The following is a 21520-nucleotide window of genomic DNA, read 5'->3' as shown; positions in this document are numbered from 1 at the left end:
GGTTTTCAAAGATGAACGCGATTGACCCGATCCCCGAGCTCGATGCCGTGATCGCCAGCGCAAGGGCCGCGCAGGCCCGTTACGACGCGGAGGGCAGCCAGGAGCGGTATGACCGGGCGGCACAGGCCGTGGGCTGGGCGATCATGGAGCCCGGCCGCAACCGGGAGCTGGCCGAGCTGGCGGTGAAGACGACGGGGCTGGGCAACGTGACCGACAAGATCGTCAAGAACCATCGGAAGACGCTTGGGCTGTTGCGGGATATCATGGGGGTTACGACCTACGGGGTGATCAGCGACGATGCGGCGACGGGTCTGACCGAGATCGCCCGGCCGATGGGGCTGATCGGGGCGATCGTGCCCTCGACGAACCCGGGAGCGACCCCCGCCAACAACATCATCAACGCGCTCAAATGCGGCAATGCCATCGTGGTGGCGCCCTCGCCCAAGGGGGTGGCGAGCTGCGAGCGGCTGTTGGAATTCATTCACGCCGAGTTCGCCAAGATCGGCGAGGATCCGGAGCTTGTGCAGATGGTGCCGGCGCCGGGATCGAAGGAGAAGACCCAGCGGCTGATGGAAAGCTGCGATCTGATCGTGGCGACAGGCAGCCAGAACAACGTGCATCGCGCCCAGACGGCCGGGACGCCGGCCGTGGCGGTGGGCACCGGCAATGTCACCGTGATCGTGGACGAGACCGCCGACCTGGCGGCGGCGGCCGAGAAGATCCGGGCGTCGAAGACCTTCGACAATGCCACGTCCTGCTCGTCGGAGAATGCCGTGGTGGTGGTGGATGCCGTGCGGGAGGCTTTCGTGGAGGAGATGGCGCGCGCCGGTGGGGCCGTGGTGGAGGACGAGGCGGCGGTGGTGGCCGCGCTTTTCCCCGACGGGCACCTGAACCGGATGGTCGTGGCGCAGGATGCCGACCGGATGATCGAGGCGCTGGGGCTGACGGGCAAGGTGCCGGAGGGGACGGAATATGTCGCCGTGCCGACCAAGGGGATCGGGCCGGGGCATCCACTGTCGGAGGAGAAGCTGAGCCGGGTGCTGGCGCTTTATGGCGCGAAGGATTTCGAGGAGGCGGTGGAGATCACCGGACGGATCCAGAGGCACCAGGGCGCGGGGCATTCCGTGGGGCTGCATACCGGGGATGACGCGCGGCCGATGGTGCTGGCGCGGGCGGTGCCGACCAGCCGGGTGATCGTCAACCAGGCGCATACATTCGCGACGGGCGGGTCGTTCACCAACGGGATGAAATTCTCGCTGTCGATGGGCTGTGGCGCTTGGGGCGGGAATTCGGTCAATGACAACGTGCATTGGAAGCATTTCCTGCAGACGACGCGGATCGTGCGGGAGATCCCGCCGAACGAGCCGAGCCTCGAGGAGATTTTCGGCGATTACTGGAAAGCTGCCGGGGCATGACGCTGGACCGGGAAACGCCGCCCGGGGGCACGGTGGGCGCGTGGCTCGACCGGCGGGCCGAGGGGGGCGGCACGGCGATCGTGTTTCCCGAGGACGGCACGTCGCTGGGCTGGGCGGAGTTGCGCGCGGACGCGCTGGCGTTTGCGCGGCAGGTGACGGGGCTGGGCGTGGCGAAGGGCGAGAGCGTGGCCATCGTGGCGCCGAACAGCCGCGAGGGGATCACCGCCTTTTTCGGCGCGCTCGCGGGCGGGTTTCGGGCGACGATGATCAACCTGGCCGCCGGGCGGGATGCCATCGCCTATGCGCTGGAGCATTCAGAGGCGCGGTTTGCCTTCGTGCATCCCGCCTGTCGCGAGCAGTTCGACGCGGCGAACGATGCCGGGGTGGAGGTGATCGGCGCGGAGGGCGACGGGAACGGCCCGCTGCACGAGGTGGCGCCGGGGGATCATGCGCTCCTGATGTATACGTCGGGCACGACGGGGCGGCCGAAGGGGGTGCTGCACAGCCATGCGAGCCTGATGGCCGGGGGGTGGACCACGGCGATTGCCCATGACCTGACGCCGGAGGACCGGGGGTTCTGCGTGCTGCCGGTCTATCACATCAACGGGCTGTGCGTGACGGTGATGAGCGCGCTGGTCTCGGGCGGGTCGCTGGCGATGGTGGGGCGGTTCTCGGCCTCGCGGTTCTGGGCGCAGGCGGGGGATGGCGGGGTGACGTGGTTCTCGGCGGTGCCGACGATCATTTCCCACCTGCTGCACGGCGAGGGGGGACCGGACGAGGCGTGCCGTGGGCGGCTGCGCTTCGGGCGTTCGGCCTCGTCGGCGCTGGCGGTGGAGACCCAGGCGGCGTTCGAGAGCCGGTTCTCGGTGCCGATCATCGAGACGATGGGGCTGACCGAGACGGCGGCGCAGATCCTGTCGAACCCCCTGCCCCCCAAGGTGCGCAAGATCGGGTCGTCGGGCGTCGCCTATGGCTGCGAAGTGGCGATACAGGACGAGGCGGGGAAGCCGGTGGCGGCGGAGGCCGAGGGCGAGATCGTGGTGCGGGGGCCGAACGTGATGCTGGGGTATCTGAAGAACCCCGAGGCCACGGGGGCGAGTTTCCGGGGCGACTGGTTCCGGACGGGCGATTTGGCCCGGATGGATGGCGAGGGGTATGTCTTCGTCACCGGGCGGCTGAAGGAGCTGATCATCAAGGGGGGCGAGAACATCGCCCCGCGCGAGGTGGACGAGGCGCTTTATGCGCATCCCGACGTCGTGGAGGCCGCGGCGTTTGCGCGGCGCTGTGCCAAGTATGGCGAGACGGTGGAGGCGGCGGTCGCCGTGCGGGAGGGTTCCAGCCTCGGGGCGGAGGAATTGCTGGAGCTGTGCCGTGGGAAGCTGGGGGCGTTCAAGACGCCGGATGCGATTCACTTCCTCGACGAATTGCCCAAGGGGCCGTCGGGGAAGATCCAGCGGCTGAAGCTGGCGGATATACTCGGGGTTTAACCGGCAGGCAGGCGGGGCATGACGCAGGAAGCGTCGGCCTGGCCGGGGTGGTGGGGTGTGCCTTCGTCCCATGGCAGGAAGACCATGGCGTCGGGGATGCCGAGGTCTTCGAGCTGCCAGGGCGTGCCGCCGCGGAATTCGAGGTGGCCACGGCCGATGATGCCGATGACGAGTGGCGCGTCGTCCTGCGCCGCGCGGGAGGCGATGCGGCAGGCGAAGGCGCGGTCCCATGTTTGCTGGGCGCGGACGAACCGGTCGAAGGCGGGGTCTTCGGGGGACTGGGCCTGACGGTCGGGGCGGGCGCCGCCGGTGACCTCGAACAGGTAGCGGCGGTAATCGGGCGAGGCGTCGCGGGACGGGGTGAGCCCTTCGCGGGCCTCCTCGGTGATCTCGTCCCAGCCGAGCTTGCCCACTTCGCTGACCAGCCCGCGACGGCAGTTGAGGCCGATCATCTCGGTCCCGGTGTCGCGGCAGAAGCGGAAGATGGGCAGGTAGAGCTCGGGCGGGAAGTTCCAGACCTCGCCCCATTCGGCGCGCTCGAGGAAAGTCTCCTCGTCGAGCTGGCCTGCCACCCATTCGGCCAGCACCGGGTTAAGCCGGGCGGGGAACATCTCGAAGCCCAGCACGACCGGGCGGCCATGGGCCAGCAGCGCTGCCGAGACGTGCATCTGCCAGCGGTGGATATCGGCGCGGTCATGGGTTTCGCCAAGCAGGACCGCCGGGGCGCGGCGGCCCGGGCGATCAGGTCGGGATAGGCCAGCGGCGTGCCGGTGCCGGGTTCGAACCAGTCGCCCGCCTTCATGCCGGGGTTACCCGCAGGCCGGTGGGCGCGCCATCCGTGTCGAGGGCGCGGTGGCCGTCGGCATCGGTTTCCCAGCCCGCGACGCTGCCGCCGGCGAGGTGGAGGTGGAAGCCCTTGGTCATCACGTTGATATATCCGCCCATCGGAACGATTTTCTCGATCGTACCCTGCCAGTTTTGGGTGAGGCCGGAAAGCTCGGCGGTGATGGTGACGGGCTGGGCGCTGTCCTGCAGCTTTTCGAGGAGGGCGAGGCCGGGGTCGGCGGGGTCGATCTCGTCCGGGTCGGTGGTGTCGCGGGGCGCAGGCGGCTCGGTGGGGAGCGGGGTGCGGGGGAGGTCGGCGAGCGCGGCCTCCATCGGGGCGGCGCCTTCGAGGCCGGTGACGGAGAAGAGGCGGTCGCCCGCGGCATCGAGGAATTCGAGCCGGGGGTAGAGCTTGTCGCGCATGATGGTGCTGATGTCGAGCACGACCGAGGCGAAGGCGTCGGCCGGCAGGTCGGCGGACTGTTCGGGGCCGGTGATCCGGATGCGGCCGCCTTCGACGGTGACGCTGTCGACCGTGCCGAGCCGTTCATGCATGAAATTGTCGAGACGGATGGCGAGCATTACCCGATCCATCTCCGGCAGGCGTTGCAGGATGGCGGCGGGGTCTGCCCCGTCGAGACGCCAGCGGCCCATGGCGGTCTCGGTGGTATCCTGGGGTGTATCCTGGGTGGTGTCGGTCATGCGGTGTTCCTTTGTTGGGTTTGTTCCTGTTGCGGCAGGCCAATCTGCCAGATCGAATAGGGGGCGAGCGGGAACGGATCCCGGTGCGAGACGCAGAGGATCGCGGTGTCGGGAAGCGCGCGGTTGATGAGTGACAGGATCTCGGCCTCGGCGGTGGCGTCGAGGCTGCTGGTGGCCTCGTCGAGGGCGACCCAGGCGGGGCGGAGCAGCAGCACACGGGCCAGCGCGAGGCGCTGGCGCTCGCCCATCGACAGCCCTTCGAGCGCGCCGGGGCCGTCATCGTCGAGCGAGGCAAGGCGGTGTTCGAGGCCAAGCTGGCTGAGCACCTGGCGGATGCGTTCCGGCGGGACATCGGCGGGATCCTCGGGGTAGCAGGCGGCGGCGGCGAGCCCCTCGCCGAAGAGGTGCGGTTTCTGCGGCAGGTAGAGGATCCGGTTCGCGGGCCGGTCGATCTGGCCCTCGCCATAGGGCCAGACGCCCGAGATGGCCGCGAGCAGCGTGCTTTTCCCCTGCCCCGAGGCGCCGGCGATCCAGACCCGTTCGCCGGGGTGGATGGTGCGGTCGGGCACGGGGAAGAGCGCCCTGCCCTGCGGCGTGACCAGGCGCAGGCCTCGCACGTGCAGCGCGTCGTCGGAAGCGGTGGTGCGGATGATGTCGCGGGCCGCGCCGGGCATCGGCGGCGGCCGGTCGGCGCTGGCGAAGAGGTCGTCGAGCCGTTCGGCGACGGCGGCGAACTCGGCCAGGTCGCGGTAGGAGAAGATGAACCAGCTGAGCGTTTGCGTCACGCGGCCGAAGGCGCCGGAAAGCTGCATCAGCCCGCCCAGCGTGACCGCGCCGGCAAAATAGGCGGGCAGCGCGAAGAAGAGCGGGATGCGCAGGATCGACTGGTAATAGGGCCGGGTGAAGAGGCCGAGGATGAACTCGCGCCCGATGAGGCGATACCAGTTGTGGCGGATGCCGTCGAAGCGCTGTGCGAGGCGGCGGCGTTCGGCCGGCTCGCCCGCTGATTGCGCGACCTCGCCGGCGTTGTCGCGCAGTTGGACGAGCGCGTAGCGGAAATCGGCCTCGCGCCGTTCCTGCCGGAAGACGAGGGATTTCAGCGGGCGGCCCATGAGGTGGGTGAAGACGCTGGAGACGGCCACGTAGAGGAAGGCCAGCCAGACGAGATAATGGGGAATGGCGAGTTCGCGGCCGAAGACCGGCAGGCGGAGGACGAAATCGGAGAGGTTCCAGAGGATCACGACATAGGAGACCAGCGCCACGATGCGGCCGATCAGGTCGAGCGTTTCCTGCAGCAGAAGCTCGATATAGAGGCGGCAATCCTGGGCGATGCGCTGGTCGGGGTTGTCGACGGACTTGGGCGAGAGGCCCGGGCGCAGGTGCCAGTAGGCGTGCCCGTTCGTCCAGGCATCGAGGGCGCGGTCGGTGAGGCGGGCGCGCCAGCGCAGGAGCAGGCGCTTGCGGATGTAGTCGCCCAGCAGGAAGATCATGGACGACAGGAGCACGATGCCGCCGAAGACCCAGAGCTCGCGGATCGCGGCGGCGGCATCGAGGTTTTCCAGCGCGTCGTAGAAGCGCTTGTACCAGGCGATCATCTGCACATCGACCCAGATGTCGGCGAATTGCAGGCCGAGCACCGAGCCGAACATGGTGAGCCCGACCCAGGCCCCCGGCCCGGAGGCCGCGAGCCGGGTCAGGCGGGTGATGCGATGGAGAACGGCGCACATCTCAGAAGGTCCGGTCGAAGCTGACCATGAAGGTCCGGCCCGGCCCGGTCTGAAGCTCGATCGGGTTGGTCTTGGCCACGGCCGCGCTGGCCGTCATCCCGTAGGTGGCGGCGTTGGGCACGAAGTAGCGCGTGTCGAAGACGTTCTGGACGCCGAGCTTGAGGAAGCCGTTATCGACGATTTCCCACTTGGCGTAGAGGTCGAGGAGCGCGTAGCCCGACGGTTTGAAGTCGGTCGGGCTTTCGGTTTCCTGTACGTCCGCGGCGAATGTGGCCACCCCTTCGAGGGTGAGGTTGCGGGACGGGATCTCGTGCGTGAGCGCCACGGTCGCGGTGAGCGGCGGCAGGGTGTGCGGGGTTTCGAGCGCCGTGGGCGTGAGCTTCTGCCGGCCCTTCTGCCACGCGGCGGAAAAGTCGACGCCGGTGCGGTCGGTGAATTGCCACGCGCCCGACGCCTCGATCCCCCAGATGTCGACCTTGGAGATGTTGCGGTAGGTGTAGTCGCTGGTGCCCGGCGGGTTGTAGAAATCCTGGATGAAGTCGTCGTACTGCGCGTAGAAGCCGTTGATCGCGAAGAAGCCGAGGGGCTTCTCGAAGCGGAGGCCGAGCTCGTAGCTTTTCACCTCTTCGGGGCGCAGGTTGGGCGCGGGGATCAGGTTGAAGAAGGCGCCCGGCAGCGAGGTGTAGAGCTGTTGCGCGGTGGGCATCATGAAGCCCTCGCCGTACTTGCCCCAGACCGACCAGGTGTCGTCGAACCGGTAGATCGCGCCGAGGCTGGCGAGCAGGCGTTCCTGTTCGCGGGTGCGCGGCTCCTTGCCCGGCACCGGCTGGTAGTTGGCGTCGGGGCGCGGGTCGATCTTGTAGGTGGCGAAGCGCAAGCCCGGGGTCAGCTCGAACGCGCCGCCCGCGAAGGTGATCCGGTCCTGCAGGTAGATGTCGGCGCGGGTGGTGGTGGCGTTGGCGAAGTTGAAGCCGCCCGCGCGGGTGTCGGTGACGGTGCCTGTGGTCAGGTTGGTCTCGATATCGCGGCGTTCGTAATCGGTGCGGGCGATGTCGCCGTCGAAGCCGACGATCAGCTCATGCTCGGTCTGGCCCAGCATGAAGTCGAAGGTGGCCTGGACGTCGAGCTCGTAGAAATCCTCGGAATAGCCGAGGTAATCCCGGGTGACGATGCTGTCGCCCGAGGCCGAGGTCGAGGCCTCGAACCCGGTGCGGGAATAGCCGTTGGGCGTGTAGGCGAAGGTGGTGCGCAGTTCGCGCAGGGTGCCACCGGGGGTGAAGCTGTGCTCGATCGCGTAGCGTTCGCGGTAGAGGTCGAGGAAGCGGTCTTTCTGGTGGGTGACCTCGCCCGTGGGGGCGCCGGTGATCGAGGAAATTACCGGGCCCAGCGTCGAGAGCTGACGGACATCGGTTTCGCGGCCGGTGATGTCCGCGCTGAATTCGAAGCGGTGATTGCCCGGTGTCCAGACCAGCTTGGCCAGCGTGCGGTTGGCATCGGTGTTCATAGGGTCGAAGGTGCCGCAGGGAACGGCGCCGGAGGCGATGTTGCGGGGGCAGCCGTAGATGCCGCCATCGTCGCGGGCGTTGGAGAGTTCCGGCTCGTTGGCGGTGGCGCGCTTGAGGCCGACGAGGATCGAGAGGTCGTCGCTGAAGCGCTGGCCGAAGGTGAGCGAGACGTCGGTGGCGTTGTCGAAGCTGTCGAAGCCGCCCTTGATGTTGAGCCTCCGGTCGCGGCCCTGAAGCAGGTCTTCGGGGTCGAGCGTTTCGAGGGCCACGAGCCCGCCCAGCGCGTCGGCGCCCCAGAGCACCGAGGCCGGGCCGCGGACGATCTCGACCTGCTTGGTGAAGCTGAAATCGAGATAGTCGCGGGTGCCGTCGATGATGCGTTCGGGGACGCGCGAGCCGTCGACCTGCATGGCCACGCGGTTGCCGCCGACGCCGCGGATGGTGAAGCCGCCGAAGGTGCTGAACGGGTCGGTGCCGGTGGTCTGGCGCGGTGCGGTGACGCCGGGCACGGTGCGGACCAGTTCCTCCATGTCGGTGATGTGGCGGTCGTCGATCTCTTCGGAGTCTACGACGGTGACATTGGCGGGCACGTCGCGTACCTGCCCCCCTGCCCTGTCGGTTCTGAGCGTGAGGGTGCCAAGTTCGACATGGCCGGACTGCGCCAGGGCCGGCGCGGCGGGCCACAGCCCGAGCAGGAGGCACGCCGACAGGCGCGCCGTGACGTTTCGTGGACTGGACATTTCTCCATCCCCTTCGTGCGTTTCTTGTTGGTAGCGGGCGCACGAAGGAGCTGGCTTCGATTGTACGAGGTGAGTCGTGGGTATGGGATTACTTAATCCGACAATTTGAGTCAACTTATTGTCGTGCCGGGAAACACGGCCGCCCCGCCGGCGACACGGGTGATTAAATATGAGGCGTTCCCGGTTGGCGGTGGCCCGGCGGTGGTGAATTTTGCCGGCCCTCCGCCCTGCCCGTCTTGTGATTGCCGGCGATTGCGACAACGGATGCTGACATGGACGGGAAGCTGACAGTCGTCGTTGTCGAGGAAGACCGGGACCGGGCGATCGCCATTGTCGATGCCCTGACCGCGGCCACGGATTGCGACGTTTACATCATCGGGAACGCAAGCGGGCTGGCGCGGAAGATCGCGGCCCACGCGCCCGATATCGTGCTGATCGACATCGACAACCCGACCCGCGACATGCTGGAGGAGCTGACGCTGGCCTCGGGCCCGCTGGAGCGGCCGGTGGCGATGTTCGTCTCGGGCGCCGCCGGGGGGCTGGCGCAGGCCGCGATCGAGGCCGGGGTTTCGGCCTACGTGGTGGACGGGCTGTCGCCGGAGCGAGTCAAGCCGGTGATGGACACGGCGATTGCGCGCTTCACCATGGTGCGCCAGATGCGCAACGAGCTGGCCGAGACCCGGCGGGCGCTGGAAGAGCGCAAGGTGATCGACCGGGCCAAGGGCCTGTTGATGAAGGCCAAGGGGATCGACGAGGACGCGGCCTATGCGCTGTTGCGGCGGACGGCGATGGACCAGGGCCGCCGGGTGGCGGACGTGGCCGAGGCGCTGGTCACCGCGTCGGGGCTTCTGAAATGAAGACGGTCACCCTGTCCGCCGCCTTCATGCCGCTGGTCGATGCGGCGCCGCTGATCGTGGCGCAGGAAATGGGGTTTGCCGAGAGCGAGGGCGTGTCGCTCGACCTGGTGGCGGCGCCGTCGTGGTCGTCTGTGCGCGACATGCTGGCCTTTGGCCGGGTGGATGCGGCGCACCTGCTGTCGCCGGTGCCGGTGGCGATGGCGATGGGGCTGGGCGGCGTATCGACGGAGATTTCGGCGGTGTCGGTGCTGTCGGTGAACGGCAATGTCATCGGTGTCGGGCCCGTGCTCGAGGAACGGTTGCGGGCACGCGGCTTTGGCTTCGACTTTGACGATCCGGTGGCGGCGGCGAAGGCGCTGGCGGGGGTGCGCGAGGGGCCCATCACCTTCGGCGTGCCGTTTCCGTTTTCCATGCATGTTGAGTTGTTGCGCTACTGGGGCGGGGCGACGGCGCTGGGCGAGGACGGGATCGTGATCCGGACCGTGCCGCCGCCGCTGATGGCCTCGGCGCTGGCGGCGGGGGAGGTCGATGCCTTCTGCGTGGGCGAGCCGTGGGGCTCGGTCGCGGTCGACGAGGGGGCCGGGGCGCTGTTGCTGCCGGGCAAGGCGATCTGGGAATTCGCGCCGGAGAAGGTGCTGGCGGTGCGCCGCGACTGGGCCGAGACCGAGCCGAACCTGCTGGGCCGGCTGATGCGGGCGGTGTGGCGCGCGGGGCGGTGGCTGTCCAACCCCGAAAGCCGGGTGACGGCGGGCGAAATCCTGTCGCGGGCGCAATACCTGGACGTGCCGTCGGAGCTGATCGACCGGGCATTGAGCGGGCACCTGACGGTATCGGGGCGCGGCGAGCAGCGGCAGGTGGACGGGTTCATCGAGTTTCACCGGGGCGCGGCCACCTTTCCGTGGCGCAGCCAGGCAAGGTGGATCGCGGCGCAGATGGCGCGGTCGCACGGGGTGGACAGGTCGGCGATGCCGGGGGATGTCGCCCAGGCATTTCGCAGCGACCTGTACAGGCGGCACCTTTCGGTGACGGGCAACGACCTGCCCGGCGCGTCGGAGAAGGTGGAGGGCGCGATTCGGCACGAAACGCCCGTCGCCTCGGCCTTCGGGCGGCTGAGCCTGCGGCCGGACCGGTTTTTCGATGGCCGGATTTTTGATCCGAACGAGGCTGGCTGACTGATTTTTCAGCAGGGAGCGGGGGCGCAGCGCCGGAATTGCCGCAGTGCGGCGATTTTCCCTTCACGCCGCCGGGGCCCATCCCGCATAAAGGTTTCATCGACGCGCAATGGAGTGGGTCGGTCCGAAATTCCTTCCCAATGATCGGGAATATCTGAGCAAGGTCGCTCGCTTTCTGCCGGAAGTCCGGTGGCAAGTGGACGGCCTTTTTCGCGTTTTTTGGCCCGGCGACGCTTTCTTTCGGCCGGGCGGATCGAAAGGACAACCGATGAGACAGCTGTTTCTAGGCATTGCCGCCGCCGCCCTGCTGGCGGGCCCGGCGATTGCGGAACTGGACCTCGAGAAGGACGAACTGACCTTCGGCTTCATCAAGCTGACGGATATGGCGCCGCTCGCCGTGGCGTATGAGAACGGGTATTTCCTCGACGAGGGGCTGTTCGTGACGCTGGAGGCGCAGGCGAACTGGAAGGTGCTGCTGGACGGGGTGATCGGCGGGCAGCTGGACGGGGCGCACATGCTGGCCGGTCAGCCGCTGGCCGCGACGATCGGCTACGGCACCGAGGCGCATATCGTCACGCCCTTCTCGATGGACCTGAACGGCAACGGGATCACCGTGTCGAACGAGGTGTGGGAGCGGATGCTGCCGCATATCCCGAAGAGGGAGGATGGCCGCCCGCAGCACCCGATCAGCGCCGAGGCGCTGGCGCCGGTGGTCGAGGCGTTCCGGGCCGAGGGCAAGCCGTTCAACATGGGCATGGTCTTCCCCGTCTCGACGCATAATTACGAGCTGCGCTACTGGCTGGCGGCCGGGGGGCTGAACCCGGGGTATTACAGCCCCGAGAACGTCACCGGGCAGATCGGCGCCGACGTGTTCCTGTCGGTGACGCCGCCGCCGCAGATGCCCGCGACGCTCGAGGCGGGGACGATCTCGGGCTATTGCGTCGGCGAGCCGTGGAACCAGCAGGCGGTGTTCAAGGGGATCGGGGTGCCGGTCATCACCGATTACCAGATCTGGAAGAACAACCCCGAGAAGGTGTTCGGCATCTCGGCGGAGTTCGCGGAGCAGTATCCCAACACCACCCTGGCCGTGACCAAGGCGCTGATCCGGGCGGCCATGTGGCTGGACGAGAACGACAACGCCAACCGCGCGGAGGCGGTCGCGATGCTGAGCCGGTCGGAATACGTGGGCGCGGACGAGGAGGTGATCGCCAACTCGATGACCGGCTTCTTCGAGTTCGAGAAGGGCGACAAGCGCGACATTCCCGATTTCAACGTCTTCTTCCGGCACAACGCGACCTATCCGTTCTATTCCGACGCGGTCTGGTACCTGACCCAGATGCGCCGCTGGGGGCAGATCGCCGAGGCGAAGCCCGACAGCTGGTACGACGAGGTGGCGCGGTCGGTCTACAAGCCGGAGATCTATCTGGAAGCCGCGCGGATGCTGGTCGACGAGGGCCTGGCGGACGAGGCCGATTTCCCCTGGGACAGCGACGGGTACAAGGCGCCGACGCCGGGCGGGGACATCATCGACGGCATCGCCTATGACGGCCGGTCGCCCAACGCCTATCTCGACAGCCTGCCGATCGGGCTGAAGGGCGGGCAGACGGTGAACGGCACCGAGGTCGAGGGCTGAGCCGTCCGGCCGCGGCCGAGGCCCCGGACCAGGTCCGGGGCGCGCGCGGCCAGTACAGAACACGCCCCGGGCCCTGACCCGGGGCCTCCACCCGACATGAAGGACGCGAGACAGATGACAACCGCCGATCCGAATTTCACCGAGAGCCCCGAGCGCGCCGCGCGGCGGGCGAAGCTTTTCACCCGCATCAACGCCGCCGACAAGTGGTTCCAGGTTCTGGGGCTGGCGTGGCTGACGCCGGTCCTGAAGGCCGCGGCCGGGGACAATCCGAAAGGCCAGATGCGCGACATCTGGCGGCTGCTGGCGGTGCCGCTTCTGGCGATCGGGGTGTTCCTGTTGCTGTGGGGGATGCTGGCGCCCCGGGTCGAGACGTCGCTGGGCGCCGTGCCCGGGCCGGCGCAGGTCTGGCAAGAGGCCGTGACCCTGCACGAGGATGCCGGTGCGAAGGCCGCGAAACAGGCGAAGTTCGAGGCGATGGTCGACCAGCGGAACCAGAAGCTGATCGATGCGGGCCGGGCGGACGAGGTGAAGGACATCGCCTATACCGGCGCGCCCAGCTATTACCAGCAGATCTGGACCTCGATCAGAACGGTGTTCTTCGGCTTCCTGATCGCGACGCTGGTGGCCGTGCCGATGGGGATTGCCGCCGGGCTGTCGCCCATCGCCAATGCCGCGCTGAACCCGCTGATCCAGATTTTCAAGCCGGTCTCGCCGCTGGCATGGCTGCCGATCGTGACGATGATCGTGTCGGCCGTCTACGCCACCAATGACGGGCTGTTCTCGAAATCCTTCCTGGTCTCGGCGATCACGGTGACGCTGTGTTCGCTGTGGCCGACGCTGATCAACACGGCGCTTGGCGTGGCCTCGATCGACAAGGACCTGGTGAATGTCTCGAAGGTCCTGAAGATGAACACCTGGACCAAGATCACCAAGCTGGTGCTGCCCTCGGCGCTGCCGCTGATCTTTACCGGGCTGCGGTTGAGCCTCGGGGTGGGCTGGATGGTTCTGATCGCCGCCGAGATGCTGGCGCAGAACCCCGGCCTGGGCAAGTTCGTGTGGGACGAGTTCCAGAACGGGTCGTCGAGTTCGCTGGCGCGGATCATGGTGGCGGTCTTCACCATCGGGATCATCGGCTTCCTGCTGGACCGGGTGATGTACGCGCTGCAGTCGCTGTTCACCTTCACGAACAACCGGTGAGCGCCATGGGTATCCTGACACTGGAAAACGTATCGAAGAGTTTCGGCCAGGGGGCGCACCGGGCCGATGTGCTGAAGGGGATCGACCTCGAGGTGGCGGAGGGCGAATTCCTGGTCATCCTCGGGTTTTCGGGGACCGGCAAGACGACCCTGATCAACCTGATGGCGGGGCTCGATCAGCCGACGGAAGGCCGGGCGCGCTTCAAGGGGGCGGCGATCACCGGGCCGGGGCCCGAGCGCGGCGTGATCTTCCAGAGCTATTCGCTGATGCCGTGGCTGACGGTGAGCGGCAACGTGGGGCTGGCGGTGGACACGGTCTTTCCCGGCCTGAGCCGGGCGGAGAAGGCGGCGAAGGTCGCGCATTACGTCGACATGGTGGGGCTGAGCCATGCCGCCACGCGCCGCCCGGCGGAATTGTCGGGGGGAATGCGGCAACGGGTCAACGTGGCCCGCGCACTGGCGATGAAGCCCGAGCTTCTGTTGCTGGACGAGCCATTGTCGGCGCTGGACGCGCTGACCCGCGCCAACCTCGCCGACGAGATCGAGCGGATCCGGGCGGCGGACGGCAAGACCTGCGTGCTGATCACCAACGACGTGGACGAGGCGATCCTTCTGGCCGACCGGATCGTCACGCTGACCCCCGAGGGGACGCTGGGCCGGTCGTTCCCGGTGGCGATGCCGCGACCGCGCGACCGGGCGGCGATGAACACCGATGCGGAGTACAAGCGGCTTCGGGCCGAGGTGACGGGATACCTGATGGATATCGGCATCGAGGCGCGGGTCGAGGGCACGCGGCACCTGCCGGACGTACAACCCATTCACGGCGTACCGTCGGCGGTGGCGGATGCGCAGAAGGGGCTGCTCGACAACCGGTTCCTCGATTTCGGGCAGTTGCACAAGGTCTATCCCACGCCCAAGGGCCCGCTGACCGTGGTCGAGGATTTCGACCTGAAGGTCGACCGGGGCGAGTTCATCAGCCTGATCGGGCATTCCGGTTGCGGCAAGTCGACGGTGCTGACCATGGCGGCAGGGCTGAACGAGATCTCGCAGGGCGCGATCAAGCTGGACGGGCGGCACGTGGAAGGCGCCGACCCGGAGCGGGCGGTGGTGTTCCAGTCGCCCAACCTGTTCCCGTGGCTGACGGCGCGCGAGAACTGTGCCATCGGGGTGGACAAGGTCTATCCGCGCGCCAGCAGGGCCGAGCGGCAGGAGGTGGTGGAATACTATCTCGAGCGGGTGGGTCTGGCCGACGCGATGGACCGGCCCGCCACTGCCCTGTCGAACGGGATGCAGCAGCGGGTGGGCATCGCCCGGGCCTTTGCCCTGTCGCCCAAGCTGTTGTTGCTGGACGAGCCGTTCGGGATGCTGGACAGCCTGACCCGGTGGGAGCTTCAGGAAGTGCTGATGGAGGTCTGGAGCCGCACCAAGGTGACGGCGATCTGCGTCACGCATGACGTGGACGAGGCGATCCTGCTGGCCGACCGGGTGGTGATGATGACCAACGGTCCGCAGGCCACGATCGGGCGGATCACCAAGGTGGACCTGCCCCGCCCGCGCACGCGCAAGGCGCTGCTGGAGCACCCGGATTACTATGCCTACCGGCAGGACGTGCTCGACTTCCTCGAGGAGTACGAGCATGGCGCGACGCCCAAATCGCCGCGCACCGCCGCACGGATGGCGGCGGAATGACCATGCACGCAGATCGGACCTTTCGCGCCCACGCGGCGCGGCCGACCCCAAGCGCAGGGAGATCATGAAATGACACGGAAACTGATAATCATCGGCGCCGGGATGGCGTCGGGGCGGATGATCGAGCACCTGGTCGAGAGCGACCCGGAGGCCTATGACATCACGCTTTTCAACGCCGAGCCCCGGGGCAATTACAACCGGCTGATGCTGAGCCCGGTGCTGTCGGGCGAAAAGACATATGACGAGATCGTCACCCATGACGCCGCGTTCTACGAGGCGCATGGCATCACCTGCCGGTTCGGCGAGCGTATCGCCGCGGTCGATACCGCGGCGCGGACGGTCACCACGGAGGCAGGCGAGGTTCTGGGGTATGACAAGCTGGTCTTCGGCACCGGCTCCAACCCGTTCATGATCCCCCTGCCCGGCCATGACCTTGACGGCGTGATCGCCTATCGCGACCTCGAGGATACCGAGCGGATGATGGCGCTTGGCGCCGGCAAGCGGGCCGTGGTGATCGGCGGCGGGCTGCTGGGGCTGGAGGCCGCTGCCGGCATGGCCGCGCGGGGCACGCAGGTGACGGTGGTGCATATCATGGGCCACCTGATGGAGCGTCAGCTTGACGAGGCGGCCGGGTATCTTCTGAAGAAATCGCTGGAGGAGAAGGGGATCGACCTGCGCCTTCAGGCGAATTCGAAGGCGATCCTGGGGGAGAACGGCAAGGTGCGGGCGCTGGAGCTGGACGACGGCACCGAACTGCCCTGCGACCTGCTGGTGATGGCGGTGGGCATCCGGCCCAACGTGGCGCTGGCGCAGGCCGCCGGGCTGGCCGTGGGGCGCGGCATTCACGTGGATGACCAGATGGTGACCTCGGTCGAGGACGTGCTGGCGCTGGGTGAATGCGTCGAGCATGACGGGGCGGTTTTCGGCCTGGTGGCGCCGCTCTACGAGCAGGCCAAGGTGGCCGCGCAGACCCTGCTGGGCGAGGCGGCGGCGTTCCGGCAGAAAAGCCTGTCGACCAAGCTGAAGGTGACCGGCTGTGACCTGTTCAGCGCGGGCGATTTCGCCGATGGCGAGGGGCGCGAGGATATCGTGTTCCGAGACCCGTCGCGCGGGGTCTACAAGCGGCTGGTGATCGAGGGCGACCGGTTGATCGGGGCGGTGATGTATGGCGACACCGCCGATGGCAACTGGTTCTTCGGGCTGATCAAGGACGGCACCGACATTTCGGAGATGCGCGAGACGCTGATCTTCGGACCGGCCTTTCAGGGGGGGGCCGCCGCGGACCCTCTGTCAGCCGTTGCAGCCTTGCCGCCTGAGGCGGAGATCTGCGGCTGCAACGGCGTTTGCAAGGGCACGATCGTGCAGGCGATCGAGGGCGGCGCGGGAGACCTTGGCGCGGTTCGCGCGCAGACCAAGGCCAGCGCTTCCTGCGGGACATGCACGGGGCTGGTGGAACAACTGTTGCAGGTCACGCTGGGCGAGGAGTTTGCCGCCCCGGCGAAGGAGCCCATCTGCGGCTGCTGCGAGCTGACGCATGAAGAGGTGCGACGGCTGATCAAGGCGCGCGGGCTGAAGAGCCAGGAGGCGGTCTGGCAGGAGCTGGGCTGGACCACGCGGAACGGCTGTCACGTGTGCCGGCCGGCGGTGAATTTCTACCTGCTGGCGGATTGGCCGCTGGAGTATCGCGACGACCCGCAGAGCCGGTTCGTCAACGAGCGCAAGCACGCCAATATCCAGAAGGACGGCACGTTCTCGGTGGTGCCGCGGATGTGGGGCGGGATCACCAACCCGCGCGAATTGCGGGCGATTGCCGATGCCGCCGAGAAATACGACGTGCCGACCGTGAAGGTGACCGGCGGCCAGCGGATCGACCTGCTGGGCGTGAAGGGCGAGGATTTGCCTGCGATCTGGTCCGATCTGAACCGGGCCGGGCTGGTGTCGGGGCATGCCTATTCCAAGGGGCTGCGGACGGTGAAGACCTGTGTCGGCACCGATCACTGCCGGTTCGGGACGCAGGACAGCACCGGGCTGGGCATCCGGCTGGAGCGGATCCTGTGGGGGGCGTGGACGCCGCACAAGGTGAAGCTGGCGGTGTCGGGCTGTCCGCGCAACTGCGCCGAGGCGACCTGCAAGGATGTGGGCATCGTCTGTGTCGACAGCGGTTACCAGATCGGGGTCGGCGGTGCCGCCGGCATGGACGTGAAGGAGACCGAGCGGCTGGCCAGTGTCGCGACCGAGCAGGAGGCGATCGACGTGACCGTCGCCTTCATCCAGCTTTACCGCGAGAGCGCCCGGTATCTGCACCGCCCCTACAAGTGGCTGGCGCAGGTGGGGCTCGACTGGGTCAGGGAGCGGGTGGTCGACGACCTTTCCGAGCGGCAGCGGCTGATCGAAGCGTTCGAGCTGTCGCAATCCGTCTATCGCAAGGACCCGTGGGCGGAACACGCGAAACAGGCCCCGCGGTATCAGCCGCTGGCCGACCTGACACTGGAGGCGGCGGAATGAGCTGGATCGATATCGGCGCAATCGAGGACATCCCCCTGCGCGGGGCCCGCAAGATCAGGACCGCGCTGGGTTGCGTGGCGGTGTTCCGGACGGATGGCGAGGAGGTCTTTGCCGCCGCTGACCGCTGCCCGCACAAGGACGGGCCGCTGTCGGAAGGCATCGTGCACGGTCAGTCGGTGACCTGTCCGCTGCATAACTGGGTGTTCGACCTGAACACCGGGCAGGCCAGCGGCGAGGAGGCGCGGATCGACACCTTCCCGGTGCGGGTCGAGGCGGGGCGTATCCTGATCGACGGGGCGCGGCTGATGGCGCGGAGTGCCGCGTGATGGATGGTGCGGGCCTGCCCGGGACGCGGTCGACCTGCCCGTATTGCGGGGTCGGGTGCGGCGTGCTGCTGCGCCCCGACGGGGCGGGCGGGCTGGACGTGCGCGGCGATCCCGAGCACCCGGCCAATCGCGGGCGGCTGTGTTCCAAGGGCGCGGCGCTGGCCGAGACGGTGGGGCTGGGCCAGCGGCTGCTGGCGCCCGAGGTGGACGGGCGGCCGGCCGGGTGGGACGAGGCGCTCGACCTCGTGGCCGGGCGGTTCGCGCAAAGCGTGGCCGAGCACGGGCCGGACAGCGTGGCGTTCTACGTGTCCGGCCAGTTGCTGACCGAGGATTACTATGTCGCCAACAAGCTGATGAAGGGGTTCATCGGGTCGGCGAATATTGACACGAATTCAAGGCTTTGCATGGCGTCCTCGGTGGCCGGGCACAAGCGCGCCTTCGGCACGGACACGGTGCCGGGCAGCTACGAGGATATCGACGAGGCCGACCTGGTGGTGCTGGTGGGCTCGAACCTGGCATGGTGTCATCCGGTGCTGTACCAGCGTCTGCTGGCGGCGCGGCGGGCGCGGGGCACGCGGATCGTGGTGATCGACCCGCGGCGCACGGCCAGTTGCGACGGGGCCGACCTGCACCTCGCGCTGGTGCCGGGGTCGGACGTGGCGCTGTTCAACCGGTTGCTGGGCGCAATCCACGAGGCGGGGGCGGTCGATCCGGGGTTCGTGGCGCGGACGGAGGGGTTTAACGCGGCGCTGCGCGCGGCGGGGGCCGACGACGCGTCGGTGACCGGGCTGGGCGAGGCGGAGCTGGCCGCGTTCTGCCGGATGTGGATCGGGACCGAGCGGGTGGTGACGATCTACAGCCAGGGGGTGAACCAGTCGAGTTCGGGCAGCAACAAGGTCAACGCGATCCTCAACTGTCACCTGGCCACCGGGCGGATCGGCAAGCCGGGCTGCGGGCCGTTCTCGGTGACCGGACAGCCCAACGCGATGGGCGGGCGCGAGGTGGGGGGGCTGGCCAACATGCTGGCCTGTCACCTCGACCTGGAAAATGCCGATCACCGGGCGGCGGTGCGGGATTTCTGGGGCGCGCCGCGCGTGCCGGAGGCGCCGGGGCTGAAGGCGGTGGACATGTTCCGGGCCGTGGGAGATGGGCGCATCCGGGCGCTGTGGATCATCCACACCAACCCGGCCGTGTCGATGCCCGAGGCCGACGCGGTGCGCGAGGCGATTGCCCAATGCCCCTTCACCGTGGTCAGCGACGTGACCGGGCGGACCGATACGGCGCGGCTGGCCGACGTGCTGCTGCCCGCCGCCGCGTGGGGCGAGAAGGACGGCACCGTCACCAATTCGGAACGCACCATCAGCCGGCAGCGAGCCGCCCTGCCCGCCCCCGGCGCGGCGCGGCCGGACTGGGCAATCCTGGCCGAGGTGGGCCGGCGCATGGGGTTCGGGGCGGCGTTCGATTACGACGGCCCGGCCGAGATCTTCCGCGAACATGCGGCGCTGTCGGGGATTGCCGGGCAGTTCGGGCGGGATTTCGACATTTCCGGTCTGGCCGACGTGTCGGATGCCGGCTACGCGGCGCTTGCGCCGGTGCAGTGGCCCGTGACCGGGCGGCGCACCGGCGGGCGGTTCTTCGGGGATGGCCGGTTCTTTCACGCCGACGGCAAGGCGCGGCTGGTGCCGGTGACGTGGCGGCCGCCCGCGGCGCGGACCGGGCCGCGCTATCCGTTCCGGCTGAACACCGGGCGGGTGCGGGACCAGTGGCACACGATGACGCGCACGGCGCTGAGCCCGCGCCTTTCGGCGCACCTGGCTGAGCCGTTCCTGGAGCTTCACCCCGGCGATGCGTCGCGGCTGGGGGTGCGGGGCGCCGACCTGGTTCGGGTGCAGAGCCCGTGCGGGCAGGCCATCCTGCGGGCGCGGATCACCGATGCGGTGCAGCCTGGGCAGGTCTTCGCGCCGATCCACTGGACCGGGGAGACCGCCCCGGCGGCGCGGATCGATGCGGTGGTCGAGGCGCAGACCGATCCGGTGTCGGGCCAGCCGGAGAGCAAGGCCGGGGTGGTCGCCGTCAGCCGGTTCGCGGCGCGCTGGTACGGGTTCGCGGTGTCCTGCGAGGAGATGGCGCCGGAGGCCGCGTACTGGGCGCTGGCGCGGACCGAACGCGGGTACCGGGCCGAACTGGCAGGCTGTGAAGAGGTCGGTGACTGGGAGGCGGAGGCGCGGCGGCTGTTCGGGGCGCCGGAGGCACCGGCGGCCTGGGTCATCGATGCCGGAAGCGGCTCGGCCCGGGTGGTGCTGATGCGGGATGGCCGGATCGCGGGGGCGCTGTTCGTGGCGCGCGAGCCGGTGGCCGTGATGCGCGACTACCTCGCCACCCTGCCCGGCACCGGCGCGGCGGATGCGCTGACCGGGCGGCCGCCGGCGGATGTGCCCAGCCCCGGCCCCACCTTGTGTTCCTGTTTCGGGATCGGCGTGAACACCATCGTCGAGGCGGTCGAGACCCAGGGGCTGATCAGTGTCGAAGCGGTCGGAGAAGCGCTGGGGGCGGGCACGAATTGCGGCTCGTGCCGGCCGGAGATCGCCGAGCTGTTGCGTTCGCTGCAGACGCGCGAGGCGGCGGAATGAGCCTGGCGCCGCATGTCCGCACGCTGGGCCGGGGGCCGGGCCGGTCGCGGTCGCTGACCCGCGCCGAGGCGCGGGAGGCGATGGCTGTCATGCTGTCGGGCGAGGCGGCGCCGGAGGCCGTGGGCGCGCTGCTGATGTTGCTGCGGATGAAGGGCGAGACGGCCGACGAGATCGCCGGGTTTGCCGAGGCCGCGCAGGCCGAGGTGGGGCCGATGCCCCGGGTCGACCTGGACTGGCCCAGCTATGCCGCCGGGCGGACACGGGGGGCGCCGTGGTTCCTGTTGTCGGCGCGGCTGGTGGCGCAGGCGGGGCACCGGGTGCTGCTGCATGGCTGGAACGGGGCCGACGGGGCCGTGCGCGCGGGGCTGGGGGAGGCCGGGATCGGGGTTGCGCGGACGGCGGAGGAGGCCGGTGCCTTGCTGGAGCGGGAGCGGATTGCCTACCTGCCGCTCGAGGACATGCATCCGGCGCTGTTCGGGCTGTTGCAGTTGCGGGCGGTGCTGGGCCTGCGGTCCTGTGTCAACACGGTGTGCCGGATGCTGAACCCGGGCCGGGCAAGGGCCGGGGTGCAGGGGGTGTTCCACCCGTCCTACCGGCTGTTGCAGGCTGATGCGGCGGCGCGGCTGGGATGGCGGAGCCTGAGCGTGATTAAGGGTGGCGGGGGCGAGTTCGAGCGCCATCCGGGCAAGGAGATCGCCGCCTTCGGCCTGCGCGGGGGCGAGGCTTGGCAGGGCAAGGCCGGCGCGCGGGTGGAGGAGACGCGGCGGCTGGCCGGTGACGGGCCCGGTCTGGGGGAGGTCTGGAGCGGTGCGCAGCGGCCGGGGTTCGAGACGGAGATCGTGCTGGGCACCGCCGCGCTGGCGCTGGCGACGCTGGGGCGGGAGGGCGCCGCGCGCGAGGCCGAAACCCTGTGGCGGACGCGGCCCGCCCGGTGCATTGCCTGACAAGGAGACAGCCATGAAAGCCTTTCCCATGTTCATTCGCACCACCGGCCGGCGCGTCGTCATCGTCGGCGGCGGCGAACAGGCGGCGCAGAAGGCGCGGCTGATGCTGAAGACCGATGCCGGGATCGTACTGGTGGCGGCGGCGCTGGAGGAAGAGTTGCAGGGGC

At 68.7% G+C, this 21520-nt stretch carries 16 protein-coding genes; 12 read left to right on the top strand and 4 right to left on the bottom strand.

Going from position 1 to position 21520, the window contains the following annotated elements; translation table 11 throughout:
* Positions 1-11: 11 nt before the first annotated feature.
* Positions 12-1415, top strand: coding sequence for an acylating sulfoacetaldehyde dehydrogenase (sauS, locus tag ACO07J_RS03460; RefSeq protein ID WP_422026343.1), 1404 nt, complete (start codon positions 12-14; stop codon positions 1413-1415).
* Positions 1412-2902 carry an AMP-binding protein gene (locus tag ACO07J_RS03455; RefSeq protein WP_422026341.1) on the top strand — a complete coding sequence of 497 codons (1491 nt, stop codon included), beginning with the start codon at positions 1412-1414 and terminating at the stop codon, positions 2900-2902. The genes sauS and ACO07J_RS03455 overlap by 4 nt, the downstream gene beginning before the upstream one ends.
* Here the strand turns inward: ACO07J_RS03455 and ACO07J_RS03450 are convergent.
* From ACO07J_RS03450 to ACO07J_RS03435, 4 genes are all read right to left on the bottom strand, one after another.
* A complete protein-coding gene (locus ACO07J_RS03450; RefSeq protein ID WP_422026339.1) occupies positions 2899-3570 on the bottom strand; it encodes a ChaN family lipoprotein in 672 nt (223 codons plus the stop codon). The genes ACO07J_RS03455 and ACO07J_RS03450 overlap by 4 nt on opposite strands.
* Before the next feature lie 130 nt (positions 3571-3700).
* On the bottom strand, positions 3701-4429 hold the full coding sequence (locus tag ACO07J_RS03445; protein WP_422026337.1) for a hypothetical protein: 729 nt from the start codon (positions 4427-4429) through the stop codon (positions 3701-3703).
* Complete coding sequence (locus ACO07J_RS03440; protein WP_422026335.1) at positions 4426-6156, bottom strand: ABC transporter ATP-binding protein/permease; 1731 nt, start codon at positions 6154-6156, stop codon at positions 4426-4428. Before ACO07J_RS03440 ends, ACO07J_RS03445 begins: the two co-directional genes overlap by 4 nt.
* Position 6157: 1 nt before the next feature.
* Positions 6158-8401, bottom strand: a complete 2244-nt coding sequence (locus tag ACO07J_RS03435; RefSeq protein ID WP_422026333.1) for a TonB-dependent receptor domain-containing protein — start codon at positions 8399-8401, stop codon at positions 6158-6160.
* A gap of 272 nt (positions 8402-8673) precedes the next feature.
* Here ACO07J_RS03435 and ACO07J_RS03430 point away from each other — a divergent pair, with 272 nt between their 5' ends.
* The 10 genes from ACO07J_RS03430 to ACO07J_RS03385 all read left to right on the top strand — a co-directional run.
* A complete protein-coding gene (locus ACO07J_RS03430; RefSeq protein WP_422026331.1) occupies positions 8674-9258 on the top strand; it encodes an ANTAR domain-containing response regulator in 585 nt (194 codons plus the stop codon).
* On the top strand, positions 9255-10430 hold the full coding sequence (locus ACO07J_RS03425; RefSeq protein WP_422026329.1) for an ABC transporter substrate-binding protein: 1176 nt from the start codon (positions 9255-9257) through the stop codon (positions 10428-10430). Before ACO07J_RS03430 ends, ACO07J_RS03425 begins: the two co-directional genes overlap by 4 nt.
* 268 nt (positions 10431-10698) lie before the next feature.
* Positions 10699-12063 carry a CmpA/NrtA family ABC transporter substrate-binding protein gene (locus tag ACO07J_RS03420; RefSeq protein ID WP_422026327.1) on the top strand — a complete coding sequence of 455 codons (1365 nt, stop codon included), beginning with the start codon at positions 10699-10701 and terminating at the stop codon, positions 12061-12063.
* Between the two features lie 114 nt (positions 12064-12177).
* Entirely contained in the window at positions 12178-13260 is a 1083-nt protein-coding gene (locus tag ACO07J_RS03415) for an ABC transporter permease (RefSeq protein ID WP_422026325.1), read from the top strand.
* Between the two features lie 5 nt (positions 13261-13265).
* Positions 13266-14948 carry an ABC transporter ATP-binding protein gene (locus ACO07J_RS03410; protein ID WP_422026323.1) on the top strand — a complete coding sequence of 561 codons (1683 nt, stop codon included), beginning with the start codon at positions 13266-13268 and terminating at the stop codon, positions 14946-14948.
* A gap of 69 nt (positions 14949-15017) precedes the next feature.
* On the top strand, positions 15018-17453 hold the full coding sequence (nirB, locus tag ACO07J_RS03405; RefSeq protein WP_422026321.1) for a nitrite reductase large subunit NirB: 2436 nt from the start codon (positions 15018-15020) through the stop codon (positions 17451-17453).
* Positions 17450-17779: a nitrite reductase small subunit NirD gene (gene nirD, locus ACO07J_RS03400; RefSeq protein WP_422026319.1), complete on the top strand. Its 330-nt coding sequence runs from the start codon at positions 17450-17452 to the stop codon at positions 17777-17779. Before nirB ends, nirD begins: the two co-directional genes overlap by 4 nt.
* On the top strand, positions 17779-20409 hold the full coding sequence (locus ACO07J_RS03395; RefSeq protein WP_422029687.1) for a molybdopterin-dependent oxidoreductase: 2631 nt from the start codon (positions 17779-17781) through the stop codon (positions 20407-20409). Before nirD ends, ACO07J_RS03395 begins: the two co-directional genes overlap by 1 nt.
* Positions 20406-21353, top strand: coding sequence for a glycosyl transferase family protein (locus ACO07J_RS03390; protein ID WP_422026317.1), 948 nt, complete (start codon positions 20406-20408; stop codon positions 21351-21353). The genes ACO07J_RS03395 and ACO07J_RS03390 overlap by 4 nt, the downstream gene beginning before the upstream one ends.
* 13 nt (positions 21354-21366) lie before the next feature.
* Positions 21367-21520: NAD(P)-dependent oxidoreductase (locus ACO07J_RS03385; protein WP_422029685.1), on the top strand; the 154-nt coding region annotated here is incomplete at its 3' end.

This window comes from Roseovarius sp., assembly GCF_965228755.1.
In the GTDB taxonomy this organism is placed as follows: Bacteria; Pseudomonadota; Alphaproteobacteria; order Rhodobacterales; family Rhodobacteraceae; genus Roseovarius.
The sequence above is the reverse complement of the archived record's forward strand: the minus strand, read 5'-3'. Positions and strand labels throughout refer to the sequence as shown.